We start from the raw sequence: 13,635 nt of genomic DNA on the forward strand, positions 1-13,635 counted from the left end.
GTCGTCGTCACGGGCGGGTCGCTTTCGTCGTAGGACGTTCTGCCGGCGGGCTGTAGTTCGTCCATTCCGTTTCGACTTTTGCGCCGGAGCCACGTCGAGGGGACGGAATTCGATGCCGTGCGACGAAAACTAGCAGAATGAGGGGGTAATTCTCGGGAGAAGAGGCCATGGAATTCCGATCGACAGCGACGGTTTCCGGAAGGCGCGTCCCGGCACAGTTCCGCGCGGCGATGAGGACTGATCTCGTCCGCACCGGGTCGCTGCGTCTCGATGCGGACGGAAGCGGCATATCGGTTGCTCCGGACCGGATTCGGCGTGATCGGCATGCGTGCGGTCGCGGCGTCCGAAAGCCCGGATATGCCCCGGAGACGTCCCGGCCGGTGTCATTCTGGAGAGTGAATCGCCATCGATCGGCGGGAGGCCGAGGATGAAAGCACTGGTATTTCATGGTCCGGGACAACGCGCGTGGGAAGACGTGCCCGACCCCACGATCACCGAACCGACCGACGCGATCGTGCGCGTCGACGCGGTGACGATCTGCGGCACCGATCTGCACATTCTCGGTGGTGACGTTCCGGCGGTGACGGACGGACGAATTCTCGGTCACGAAGCCGTGGGCACTGTCGTCGAAGTCGGCTCCGGCGTTCGCAATCTCATGGCCGGTGACCGCGTACTGGTCTCGTGCGTCTCCGCCTGCGGCCGATGCCGATACTGCCGCGAGGCGCGGTACGGCCAATGTCTCAACGGAGGCGGCTGGATTCTCGGACATCTGATCGACGGAACCCAGGCCGAACTGGTGCGAGTTCCGTTCGCGGACAACTCGACCTACAAGATCCCCGAGGGGGTCAGTGACGAGCAGATGCTCATGCTCGCCGACATCCTGCCCACGTCGTACGAGGTGGGAGTACTCAACGGGTGTGTGCGTCCGGCCGACGTGGTGGTCATCATCGGCGCCGGGCCGATCGGTCTCGCCGCGATTCTGGGCACCAAGTTGTTCAGTCCCAGCCATATCGTGGCCGTCGACCTCGCCGACAGTCGCCTGGAAGCCGCGAGATCCTTCGGAGCGGACATCGCTCTGAACGGTGGACGCGACGATGTCGCAGCGGTCGTGGGTGACCTCACCGGTGGGCTCGGAGCCGACGTCACGATGGAAGCGGTCGGCGTGCCGCAGACGTTCGAGCAGGCGGTGGCGCTTGTCCGGCCGGGCGGACACGTCGCGAACCTCGGCGTCCACGGTTCGCCCGCGACACTGCATCTCGAGGACATCTGGATCAAGGATCTGACCATCACGACGGGCCTCGTCGACACGTATTCCACTCCGACGCTCATCGGGCTCGTGGAGAGTGGACGGCTCGACACGTCGCCCATGATCACCCACAGGTTCAACCTCGACGACTTCGAAGAGGCATATGACGTATTCGGCCGGGCAGGGGAGACGGGTGCGCTGAAAGTGCTGCTCACGGCACATTCTTCGACCTGATCGCTGGGCGGTGGAACCACATATATCGACGGGATGAGCGACGGCGTTACAGCGCCGGCAGAAGTGCAGGGGCGAGTTTTCAGGCGCCTGATCCTCCGGTAAGAATGTCCGATCGGACCGAGTTTCAGCTCGGCCGGGAGGACATCCGGAGGGGTAGACGTGATCGATCTTCGTGCGCCGGCGAGTGGAACCGTCACGCTGCCCCGAGGGCATCGCTGGGTGGTGGTCGATGTCGAGACCTCGGGTGTGCGTGCAAACGCCCACCGCGTGCTCAGCGTCGCCGCGCTCGCGTTGCGCGAGGACGGTTCGGTCGAGCGGGAGTTCTCGTCGCTCGTCGATCCCGGTTGCGACCCCGGGCCGGTGCACATCCACAACCTCACCCGCGAGCGGCTCGCGGGAGCGCCGCGCTTCGAAGACATCGCGTCGGAGCTGGCGGACATTCTCGCCGGCGGCACCGTCGTCGCCCACAACGCGTCGTTCGACTACGGCTTTCTCGACGCCGAGTTCCGGCGGGCGGGAAGGACACTTCCGGTGCAGCAGCGGCTGTGCACGCTCGCGTTGTCGCGCCGCCTCGACCTGGACCTTCCCAACTACCGGCTCGCGACGCTCGCGGAGCACTGGCAGATTCAGCAACTCCAGGCACACGACGCGTACGACGACGCGCGTGTGCTGACCGAAATCTTTCTGCGCAGCGCCGGAATGGCACAGACACTGCAACTTCCGCTGCCCGTCGTGAACTGCCGGAGCAGCAAGTCGGTGTACCCGGCATCGGTGACCCGGGTTCCCTGCCGGTGGAAGAACCCGGGCAAGCTCACGGACGCCGGTCTCGTGCAGGGTATGAAGGTCGTGATCAGCGGGTCGACCGCCACGCCGCGGACGGCACTCGCCGAGCGCCTCACCGAAGCAGGGCTCGACGTCCTCAACCAGGCGAGCCGGCAGACCAGTGTGCTGGTGTGCAACGACCCCGTCGTGCAGACCGCCAAGGTGCGCAAGGCGATGGCCGAAAGCATTCCCGTCATCAGCGAGCGACACCTCGACGACCTTCTCACCCGGGTCGCTCCCGGCGAGCCCAAGGTCGCCACCGTCATCGATGTCGTGCCGCAGGCACAGATCCCGGTGGAGATTCCGCAGGTCGTCACCGCCCCCGCCCCCGACGACACAGCGCCGGCACAGGGCTGGGCGCTGCAGGGCCACAAGCCCAAGTTGTGGTCGGGCCGAAAAGTACTGTTGCTGGGCGGAACCCATCTCGAAGCGGTGATGATGCGGTCACGCATCGCGCAACTCGGTGCCAGGCCCGCCCTCAACTTCACGGCCGCGGTCACCGACGCGCTGGTCCTCGGCGGCGGCGAAAGCGACAAGCGGATGCCCCGGGTGCTGCAACGCGCGCTGCCCGTCCTCACCCCCGACGACGTCAACGCCGCGGTGGAGAAGGGTGTGATCCCACCGCACATGCGGACCGAAGCCCGAATGACGGCGCCGGTGCTGTCGCTCGGCGAGGTGACCGACCTGCCCGCGAAGATCACGTCCTGGTCGGTGAACATCGCGTGGAAAGCCGAAGCTGTCGACGACGAGTTCGACATCGACATCGTCGCATTCCTGCTCGGTTCGGACGAAAAAGTCGACACCGATGACGATTTCGTCTTCTACAACAACCCCGTGTTCGACGACGGGGTGGTGGAACTGACCATCGACGGCAGCAGTGAGCAGTGCGTCCGCGTCGACCTCGCGTCGCTGCCCGCCGAGTGCGAGCGCATCGCCATCGCGGCGGCTATCGACGGCGACCGTACCTTCGGTGACCTCGGCGCCGTCTCCGTCAGCGTCGACAGCGACGACGGCACTGCCGCGACCTTCGTTCTCGACGCCGGGACCACCGAACGCACGATGGTGCTCACCGAGATCTACCGCCGGGCAGGCAAGTGGCGTCTGCGGGCGGTGGGGCAGGGCTACGACGACGGCCTTGCGGCCCTTGCGGTGCGGTACGGGGTCGACGTCGATGCCTGAACGGTCACGGGTACTGCCGTCGCGAGATCTGCGATGAGCATTCGTATTCCCCAGGAGCCGAGGTTCGCGCATGTCACCGAAGAAGTGGTGTGGCGGGCGCTGATCGATCAGCTCGGGCCGAACGACCTCGTGGTCGCGAACCAGCGCGTCACCGACCACGACAAGGACCACGAAATAGATTTCGTCGTGGCGCTCGAGGGCTACGGTGTGATCTGCCTCGAGGTCAAGGGCGGGGGAGTCTGGTACGAGAACGGCGCGTGGTATCAGCGTCGCCCGGGCGGACCCGCCGTCATCGATCCGGTGGGACAGGTGCGGGGTGCAATGTACGCGTTACGTCGGTACGTCGACGACGATCCCCGTCGCCCCGTCGGCCACGTGCGCTGGGATCACGTGGTCGTGTTCCCCAACAGTTCGTTTCCCGCAGACTTCGCCTTGCCGGAATGTCCCCGCTGGAAGGTGGTCGACCGCGACGGTCTGAGCGGAATCGTCGGCAAGCTCATGAAGGTGCTCATCGATCAGCACGTCGCGAGAACCGGGATCGACGCGGATTCGATCCTCGAACTCGCAGATGTGCTGTCGGGGCGTGGATTGCCTCAGCGCGACGTGGTCTCGCGCGCGCTCGAGAACGAGGACGCCGGCAACCTGCTCACCCAGCAGCAAGCGGCGGTACTCGATGCGGCGCGTCTGCTTCCCCGCGTCGAGATCCGCGGAGGAGCGGGAAGTGGCAAGACCTTCCTCGCGATCGAAAAGGCTCGCAGGCTCACCAAGGAGGGTAAGCGTGTCGCGCTGATCTGCTATTCCCACGGGCTCGCGTCCTACCTCGAACGCGTCACCAGGGCACTGCCACGGAAACAGCGTCCCGCCTATGTCGGTGAATTTCACAAACTCGGCCGACGCTGGGGTGCCCCGGAAGGTCCGCCGGAGAGCCTGCGCACGGAAGAAACCGTGGCGTTCTGGGAGCATGTGCTCCCGGCGCGGATGGCGGAACTCGCAGCCGAACTTCCGAACGGGCAGCGGTTCGACGCCGTGGTCGTCGACGAAGCGCAGGACTTCGCCGACGATTGGTGGCGGCCGGTTCTCGCTGTATTGAGAGACGAGGATGCCGGCGAGATCTACGTGTTCAGCGACGAAGGGCAGCGGGTCTTCGATCGGGAAGGTGTTCCCCCGGTTACGCTGGTGCCGTTGGTGCTCGATCAGAACCTCCGCAACACCAAGCAGATCGCCGGGTGTTTCACACCGCTCGTCGGGCAACGCATGCGATTGCTCGGCGGCGACGGGCCCGAGGTCACCTTCGTTCCGTGCGCACCGGAAGATGCGCTCGATCGCGCCGACGACGCCATCGAGACTCTGCTCGAAAGTGGCTGGCGGCCCGAAGATGTCGCCCTCCTCGCGACCGGAAGTCGGCACCCCGAACAGGTCGAACGGCAGCAAGCCGGGCCTGAAGCGTACTGGGAGAGTTTCTGGGACAGCGACCAGGTGTTCTACGGCCACGTCCTGGGATTCAAAGGACTCGAGCGCCGGGCGGTCGTACTTGCCGTAAACGAATCACGGCCGCAGGAGCGATCGCGGGAACGATTGTATGTGGGGCTGTCCCGGGCCCGCGACCAGTTGATCGTGTGCGGCGACCCGACATTCATACGGACGGTCGGTGGAGGGGAGTGCTGAAACGGTTGGGCGGGGTGTGAAGCCCCGCTGCCCACGACTACCAGCCGAGCGTAGCCTTTCAGCTTCTCCCGGTGCGGACTCGTCTCGAGACTGTCGCGCACTCGGCAGAATTGGCGGTGACGCCGGCTTCGATTCCGCGGTTGTACGTGAATCTTCACTCGCCGCGGGAGCTGGTTAACAAGCCGGTGCCTTCTGGTTCGCGCTTTGTCGAAGCCACCGGCTAGGGACGCAGCCAGGTACCGGACGCGGACTTGGCTCTATCGGGCGGACACCAGGGGTGGTTGCTCCGACCGACGAATGGGGATGCGGTCGCCTGCTCAGTGAGGGTTGATGAGCCGAACCGTTGTCGATCTGCGCGCTCAATGGTGATTCGCTCGCGCATTTCCGTGCGCGGATCCCCGTTGGGCGAGCAAATAGCATGCATGGAAAGCCCGGCGTCGGCTGATTGCTCGCAACGGGTGCCCCTGCACTGTCCTGGCGGTAACAGCAGGGGATTTTTACGCAGGTCGAAGGGTAGTGTCGGCGGAATTCAATGCACTTGTGCGGGGACGAGGCGGGACCGGACGCGGACTCGCCGGAGACAGTTTCTAAGGTGGTGGGGTCCGTTGCCGTCGGCGGGTGGAAGCAGGGTGTGGAGTGGACGTCGCGTCGAGGGACAACGATCCCGAACTGAGGGACCGCGTGCAACGCCTGCTTGCCTTCATGGCAGAGCTCGTCAAAGCCCGCAGCGCACCGGTTCGCATCGTCGACAAACACCGTGCCGTGATGTCCCTCGAGGAGGGAAACATCAGGGCCGGCCTGAAAGCTCACGCCGCGTCGGGTGAGGTCTTCCTGCGCGCGCGTCGTGCTCAGCTCGAAGACCCGCCACTCCCTTCCGGAGAGTTCGCGACGTATGTTCGCGGCGACATCGGCGACTCCGACATCGAACCCGCACTCGACCCGACGGCCCCCGCCACCGCGGCAGGCTTCGACGCCTGGCTCACGGACTGGCGGACATGGGCGGCCGCCGACCGTGAACGACGAGCCGCATCGCATCTGTACACGTTCCTGCAGCGAACGATGCTCGACCTCGAAGACCAACCCGAATCGCTGGAACTCGTCGTCGCGTCGGGTTTGCTGCATCTGTCCGAGCGGGTTGCGGGCGCGCGGGTTCGCACGCACCTGATCACGCAGTCCGCTGTCGTCGAGCGGCACGGCGACTCCGGCGACCTGGTGGTCCGGCTCGATCCCGGCGCCGGCCCGTCGTTGGAAGACGTCCAGATCCTCACCGGGCTGGAGGTGTTCGACCCGTCGAGTGTCCGCGAACTGCACGACTCCCTTGTCACTCAGGTCGCATCGCCCCTCGATCCCGCCGCCCGGGCGTTTCTGAAGAGCTGGGCCGAGCGTGCGCTCACCCTGCGCGTCGAGGTCGCCGACCGTGCGGAGGAAGCATCGTCGCCCGACGCATTCGTCACGCCGTCACCCGCACTCGTCCTGCGCAAGCGCGGTGCCCACGCACTCATCGAGTACTACAACCGCATGACCGAGGCCGCGGCCGACGACGAGAATCCGGTTCCGCTCGGTCTGGCGCAGCTCGTCGAAGCAATCGAGCCGGCCGACCGTGTCGCATGGCTCGACCGCATCGGCACGCCGTCGGGCCTCTTCACCGGGGATCCGCTGCTTCCACTGCCCGCCAACGAAGAACAACGCGAGATCCTCGACCGGCTCGCCGGCGACAGCGGCGTCGTGATCGAGGGCCCACCGGGTACGGGCAAGACCCACACCATCGCCAACATCGTGTCCGCGCTGCTGGCGCGTGGCCAGCGCGTGCTGGTCACCAGCGAGAAGGCGCAGGCGCTGCGTGTACTCCGGGACAAGCTCCCGGACGAACTTCAGGACCTGTGTGTAGCGGTGACCGACCCGGTCGACGGCGGGTCTGTGGAACTCACCCGCAGCGTCAGCGAAATCGCCATCCGCAAAGCGCAATTCAACGCGCGACGCGCGCAGGAACGCATCGACGAACTCACCACGCAACGCAACGATGCACTCGGCCGTCGAGCGACGCTGATGGAACAGATCCGGCAGGCGCGAGCCGAGGAAGCATCGGTCCATGCAGAGGTCGCTGCCGGCTACGAGGGGACGGTTGCCTCGATCGTCCGACGGGTCCGCGCACAACAACCCAAATACGAGTGGCTGCCCGCACCTCTCCTCACCGACACCGCGCCGCTGACGGTCGACGAGCTCGTCACCCTCCATGCGCTCCATCAGCGGTCGAGCGTCGAGCGTGCGCGACGCCGGCACCAACGCTTCCCGGAGCTGTCCCTCCCCACCCAGAGGGAACTGCAGTACGCGTGTGCGGCCGTCTCACAGGCATCGAGCGGCACCGCGAACGACGAGATGCAGGGATTGCTGCGGATACTCGAGGGCGCGTCCCTCGAGGCACTCGCCCACATCCGTGACCGCTGCGAGCAGTTGCAGGGTGCCCTGAAGGATGCAGATCGGCTCGACGTTCGAATTCGTCGCGTCGCCGACGACGTCCTGTCGGGGAAGGCTCAGCATCTGTGGGGAAAGACCGCCGAGCTCGCAGGGCTCGTGCAGGCCGCGCAGGACGCCGACCGGATCGTCGGTGCCAGCTCGGTCCAGGTGTCGGTAGCGGGACCGCTCGCCTTCGAGGCGTACGACGCGCTCGCCCGCAAGCTGGAGGCCGGGGAAACGTGGCGCAACGGTTTCGCTCGGTTCCTGAGAAGCGACGAACAATCCGCAGTCGAGGCGCTCGGTGAACTTGCGACCGTCGACGGCGTCGCGGCTACCACCGCCCACACGGTGCGCATCGTCGCTGAACACCTCCGTGTGCTCGAAGCGATCCGGGTGGCGGGGGTCGTCCTCCGCGATCTGGGCATCGACATCGAGCTCGACGAGTCGCGCAGCCGTGCTGTGGGCACCCTCGCCTTCATCGACCGGGACCGCGTCATCATCGACAGTCTCGTGGCACGGGTGCGAGACGTCGAATCGGCGTTACGCGATGTCCATCCCGGTGCGCCGCGGATCGCGAGCGTCGAACAGGCGCGGTCCATCGCGGAGTCGGCACGGGCCATCGCCGCGACGGGCACTGCGGAAGCAAGCAAGAACTGGCTCGAATCCATCGGAATGTATGTGCGGGGCCAGACCGCCGGGGGAGCGTCGCCCGAAGGACGCGCGCTGGCGCGAGCCTTCCACGAAGCGGACTTCGAGGCGATCAATGCGGCGTTGGACGCGTGGGACCGTGCGGTCGGTGAACAACGTGAGGAGCTGGAACTCGTAGCCCTGCAGGCGCGTTTGACGACTGCTGCACCGGCACTCGCGCAGACGCTCGGAGACAATCCGTTGAGCTTGGCATGGCCGGTTCGTCTCGCCCACATCGAGGATGCGTGGGCGTGGCGACGCGCAGACGCCTGGGTGCGGCGCTTCCACGAACGGAGCGACGACGGGCAGCTCGAACGTGAACTCGACGCAGTCGAGAAGGACATCACGCGTCTCACGACGCAGCTCGTCGAGGAGAAGGCGTGGAGTACGTGTCTCGCCCGCACCACGGCCGAACAGGTCCAGGCACTCCATTCGTACCGTGACCATGTCGCGAGTATCGGTAAGGGAACCGGGCGGTATGCGGAGCGCTATCGGGCGGCGGCGCGCGAGGCCATGCAGGTTGCGCAGGGCGCGGTGCCGGCGTGGGTGATGCCGTTGCAGCAGGTGCTCGCTTCGGTTCCACCCGAGCAGAGTTCGTTCGACGTCGTCATCGTCGACGAATCGAGTCAGGTCGACATCAGCAGTCTGTTTCTGCTGTGGCTCGCGCCGCGTGTGATCGTCGTCGGCGATGACAAGCAGTGTGCACCGAGTGCGGTGTCGCTGGGTGCACTCGACGGCGTCTTCACCCGTCTCGATTCGTACCTGCCCGACATTCCGAATTACCTGCGCGACAGCTTCACTCCGCGGTCGAGTCTGTTCTCCTTGCTACGGTCACGGTTCGGAAGCATCATCCGGCTGCGGGAACACTTCCGGTCGATGCCGGAGATCATCGCGTGGTCCAGCGAACAGTTCTACGCAGACGACCCGCTGGTTCCCCTGCGGCAATACGGGTCCGACCGCCTGCCGCCACTGCGCACCACATACGTCGAGAGTGGCGCCGTCACGGGACAGAACTCCACGTTGGCGAACCACGCCGAGGCCAATGCCCTCGTCGACACCCTCGTGCAGTGTGTCCAAGACCCCGCCTACGACGGCAAGACATTCGGCGTGGTCGTTCTGCAGGGACAGTCGCAGGTCGACGTCATCCAGAACGAACTGCTCGACCGTCTCACCCCGGCCCAGTGGGAGCAACGCAGGCTGCGCGTCGGCACGCCCCCGGATTTCCAGGGCGACGAGCGGAGTGTGGTGTTCCTGTCGATGGTCGTGGCGCCCGACCAGAACATCGCGGCCATGACGCGGACCGAGTACCAGCGACGATTCAACGTTGCGGCGTCGCGTGCTCAGGACCAACTGTGGTTGTTCCATTCGCGGACGCTCGACACGCTGCGGCGGACCGACCTGCGGTATTCGCTGCTCTCCCACATGCAGTCGACGTCGACGACGCCCGCCGCACCCATACCGGACGGCGTGACGCGCGACGAACGACACGAGGCGTTCGACAGTCTCTTCCAGCAGGAGGTGTTCCTCGACATCGTGGCCCGGGGATATCACGTGAACCCGCGGGTCGAGGTGAACGGCCACTTCATCGATCTGGTGGTGACCGGAGCGGCGGGCAAGCTCGCGGTCGCGTGCGACGACGGGCAGTGGCACACCAGCGCTGACCGGCAGCGCGCCGACCTCGAGCGGGAACGTGAACTGCACCGGAGTGGGTGGAAGTTCTGGCGGGTCCGGGAATCGGAGTACTACCTCGACCCGGTCGCGGCGATGGCCGGGCTGTGGGACGAACTCGAGCGGCGTATCTCGCCTCGTGTCTCGGATGTGCCTGCTCGAATGTGACTCGTCGCGCGTCGCAATGACCGCCGTGAGCATGCTTCGTCGCCTCGGTGCGTTCGGCGGCAGGCAGTGGTAGTCGGCTTCGTCCAAACGGAACGGTGCGGACCCTTCCGCTACCACTGCCGCGCAGGTCTGGGAAGCTGGATTACGAGGGGCACGGAATTAAGAGCGCAGGGACGGAGCTGGAAGTGACGACCATCGACGAGTTGCAAGCAGCGGTGCGTGCCTTCACCGACGAACGCGAATGGGGACAATTCCACACTCCGAAGAACCTGATCATGGCACTCACCGGAGAACTCGGCGAGCTCGCAGAGATCTTCCAGTGGCTTACTCCCGAGCAAGCGGATCAACTCGATCCGCAACAACGGAAGCAGACCTCCGACGAGCTTGCCGATGTGTTCATATACCTGCTCCGGCTCGCCGACGTCCTTGACATCGACCTGGCCCACGCCGTTCGGAGCAAGCTCGCCTCCAACGCCAGCAAGTATCCCGTCGACCAGGCGCGCGGCAACGCCACCAAATACACAGAACTGAGGACCTCGTCAGGTACCGACTGATAAACGCGGTAAGGGGCGCGATCCGGAGGTGTGAATGCGCGTCGATCCGTTGCCCTGACGATCGAAACCGAGGAGACCCGACCGGTTGCGTTCCGAAGATGCACACCTACACGATCGCCCGAGCTGTTCAGCGAGAGTTGCTTAGGCGTTCTGCGTTGTCCATTGGCAGGCTTTTCGGTGCCGGCCGAGGGCGGCACGGTCTGGACGCTGCCTCGGATTCGCGGGTACCCGGAGTGGTCTGCCATCGAACGATGCGTACTCGCTGCGTTTCAGCATCGGTGAAACTTCGATGGTGAGCAGATCCGTGACAGTCCACATCTGCAAGTCGAAGAGAGTGTGGAGATCAGCGCGAAGCAATATTCCATTGGTGACGTGGTTGCTGTGATCGCCGAAGTATCGGTCGATGTGTGCTGCTTCGAGAACCGATTCGACGTTCGATCCTGTTACAGCGCAACTGTGTTCGTACGCAACGAGGAGTGATTGGCGAAACCTACGCTGGCCCCGTCGGGCTGCGATCTCGCGTTTCGCTCGCTCACGCAGATCGTCGCCATGCGTATACCCGGGAGAGTACTCGAGCTGGGTGTCGTCCGGTAGCGGGAGACTCGCAAAGGCGATATCGCTCCGATTGTCGAACAGGGATCTAAGGTGCGATTCGGCTACCGGACCATCGATTTCGTTGGCTGGGGCTTGCGCGGCGTAGTTGCGTCCGTGCTCTCGTTTGAGCTCGCCCCACGTCAAGGAACGCTGGGGAACCTCGCTAATGGTCTCGAAGTCGAAGCGATGGGTGTAGCCGCCGTCGTCTCTGTCGATCCAGTGAGCCGAACGCGAGCCGGGGGTGAGTTCGTAGAGAGCGCTGGTTGCGCGAACCCTGCTGAGTAGCCCGGTCCCTGACAGCCAGAAGTAGATATCGTCTCCAGGCTCGATGCGTCGGAAGAACCCGGGCTGGCGGACATCCCAGAACCCGTCGTCGCGCGCGAAATCCCAATGCTGTGGAGTGCCCTTGCCGATTTTGACGATCCAACTGGTCAATGCCCATGCGCCTTTTCAGGTTCGCATCGGGTGGGGGCATGTCCTGTGTCGGAAGCCCGTCGGGCCGTGCTCGTGAAGTGTTAGTGGTGAGGAGATAGTACTGGGCGATCAGGTCGCGTATCGCGTCCCGACCTGGGTTCTCGGCCGTGGATCGTGGATCGGGGTAGATGTGGCTATACGAACCCCTCCTCGACGAGGGTGAACCCTTCGGTGGTGACGACGTGTGCTTGCCCGGATCCTCCGGCGACTCGGCACCAACTTTCTACGAACAGATAGCTGCGCATAAGTCGGATGGAGAAGCCGCCGTACATACCCGGGATGGGGAACCATAACGCTTGGTCGGTGGTCTCGGCGAGTGCCTCGGTGGCAGGGTGGCGGAGCCGTACAGGCAGAGCAGGGCGGATTCGAGATTCGACCAACCGCGCCAAGTGTTCGTCGAGCTTGCTGAAGACGTCATTGTCGACACGCTTGGATGTGGGTGGGACGAGCGAGTCGCCAAGCGTGATGTGTCCCTTCTTCACAGCAATATCGTGTGCAGTTTCGCCGGACGCGGTGCGTAATGACGGCCATCCGCCACGTTGGATGAGTTCCTCGACAACCGAAACCGGCGCGTTGTGCCAGGCGGCTTGGTGAAGTGGTGTGTACCAGGACTTTCCATACGCACGCCACGAGTTCGGCGACAGGGTGTATCTGTGGGTATCGAGCAGGCCGAACACAGCCTCCCAGTTTGCGGCTCTGGCTGCATCGGCAAGTGCGTTTCGAACCGCGATTTCCTCTTCGGAGAAATGATCGAGTCGCCCATCCCACACAGTCGTTTTGGGATGGTCGGGATTTTCAGCCCCGTCGAGGCGCGCAGGAGCGCTGGTGTCGCCCGCCGACGTGTCACCGTTTATCTCGGCCACTTCTGAACTCCGTTCCTTGATGTTCGCCTGCACTTTCAGATATCGAAGTGCCAGGACAATTGCAACCTCCGCGATGTGGGCTTGCGTGCCCTCAGAGTTGCGTGTTGGTTTGGAAGGTCGAACCGAGCAATAGCGTCACACGTAGCTGACATGCGAGTCAGCCGGCTCACTTGGTGTCATCTGGAGCTGTCACGGAGCTGCTTCGCGAGATCCATTCCGGCACGATCCAGGTACTGCGCGAACGCAGCGTCGGTCCGGACATCGCCAGGTTGAGGGAACGGAATGCTGTAGGCATCGAGCGGGATCGTGCTATCAGGTCCTCGATACCATCGTGCAGTCGGTCCAGTTCCTGGGTAGATGAGCATGACCCGGCTCGGACGCCGCCCTTCGTCCGCCACGAGGTGGCTGTAGGCAAACATTTGGTATTGGTCGTCGCGGCTCGGTGCCACGAGACTGCTACGCAACTTGTATTTCGCATCGATCACCACGAGATCGTCGCCAAACTGGGCCACGAGATCCGGGAATGTGCGGGATCCGCTGTCCGCCTTGCCGGACCAGGGGTCCGCCACCACCCCCGTACCGAGTCTGCTTTGATTCCGCACGGCGTCGAACCCCGCGCGTTGAAGCAACTCCTCGACAATGCGTTCCCACAGCTTGTCGGTGCGTGTCGACAACTCGAAGGCATCGGTTTCTCGGGAATGCGCCTTGCCTGCGATGTGCTCGCGTTCGCTCAGGACTGCCAGGCTCATCGCGAGCGCGTCGGACCACGGGCGATCCAGACGGGACAAGTGGAGGCGCGGCCCGTCTGTAAGTGCGGCACGAAGCGGTGTCGAGGTGACCTCGCTGAGAGTCCGCCGCAGACCGACGGCATCGTGCCGCAGCCGTGTTGTCGAGTATTCGGCAGAGAACGGGGACGGAATCGAGCCGCCATCGGAGGGTAAGTCCCGGGGAGTGGTGGGAATCGGCTGAGCGCATCCGGCCAGGTCCGCGGCGTGTCGCTCCCTCGCCGAGGGTGGGCCATCGCGTA

8 protein-coding genes are annotated in these 13,635 nt (G+C 64.7%); 5 read left to right on the plus strand and 3 right to left on the minus strand.

Annotation, left to right across the window (positions count from 1 at the left end; all coding sequences use genetic code 11):
• Positions 1–427: 427 nt before the first annotated feature.
• The 5 genes from HF886_RS14645 to HF886_RS14665 all read left to right on the plus strand — a co-directional run bounded on the left by HF886_RS14645 (position 428) and on the right by HF886_RS14665 (position 10,677).
• Positions 428–1,480 (plus strand): zinc-dependent alcohol dehydrogenase family protein, encoded by a 1,053-nt coding sequence (locus tag HF886_RS14645; RefSeq protein WP_169622702.1) that lies wholly within the window; start codon positions 428–430, stop codon positions 1,478–1,480.
• 159 nt (positions 1,481–1,639) lie between these two features.
• Positions 1,640–3,481, plus strand: a complete 1,842-nt coding sequence (locus HF886_RS14650) for a TerD family protein (protein ID WP_169652680.1) — start codon at positions 1,640–1,642, stop codon at positions 3,479–3,481.
• A 33-nt stretch (positions 3,482–3,514) separates the two neighbouring features.
• Positions 3,515–5,146: an NERD domain-containing protein/DEAD/DEAH box helicase gene (locus HF886_RS14655; protein WP_169652681.1), complete on the plus strand. Its 1,632-nt coding sequence runs from the start codon at positions 3,515–3,517 to the stop codon at positions 5,144–5,146.
• A 636-nt stretch (positions 5,147–5,782) separates the two neighbouring features.
• Positions 5,783–10,123: an AAA domain-containing protein gene (locus HF886_RS14660; RefSeq protein WP_346765375.1), complete on the plus strand. Its 4,341-nt coding sequence runs from the start codon at positions 5,783–5,785 to the stop codon at positions 10,121–10,123.
• Positions 10,124–10,308: 185 nt separating this feature from the next.
• A complete protein-coding gene (locus tag HF886_RS14665; protein WP_346765376.1) occupies positions 10,309–10,677 on the plus strand; it encodes a nucleotide pyrophosphohydrolase in 369 nt (122 codons plus the stop codon).
• Between the two features lie 141 nt (positions 10,678–10,818).
• Here the strand turns inward: HF886_RS14665 and HF886_RS14670 are convergent, their stop codons facing one another.
• From HF886_RS14670 to HF886_RS14680, 3 genes are all read right to left on the minus strand, one after another.
• Positions 10,819–11,706: an HNH endonuclease signature motif containing protein gene (locus HF886_RS14670; protein ID WP_169652682.1), complete on the minus strand. Its 888-nt coding sequence runs from the start codon at positions 11,704–11,706 to the stop codon at positions 10,819–10,821.
• 173 nt (positions 11,707–11,879) lie between these two features.
• Positions 11,880–12,641 carry an ankyrin repeat domain-containing protein gene (locus HF886_RS14675; protein ID WP_240955137.1) on the minus strand — a complete coding sequence of 254 codons (762 nt, stop codon included), beginning with the start codon at positions 12,639–12,641 and terminating at the stop codon, positions 11,880–11,882.
• A gap of 143 nt (positions 12,642–12,784) precedes the next feature.
• Entirely contained in the window at positions 12,785–13,591 is an 807-nt protein-coding gene (locus tag HF886_RS14680; RefSeq protein WP_346765377.1) for a hypothetical protein, read from the minus strand.
• Between the last annotated feature and the right edge of the window lie 44 nt (positions 13,592–13,635).

The sequence above is a fragment of the Rhodococcus sp. 105337 genome, from assembly GCF_012844225.1.
Classification (GTDB): domain Bacteria; phylum Actinomycetota; class Actinomycetes; order Mycobacteriales; family Mycobacteriaceae; genus Rhodococcus.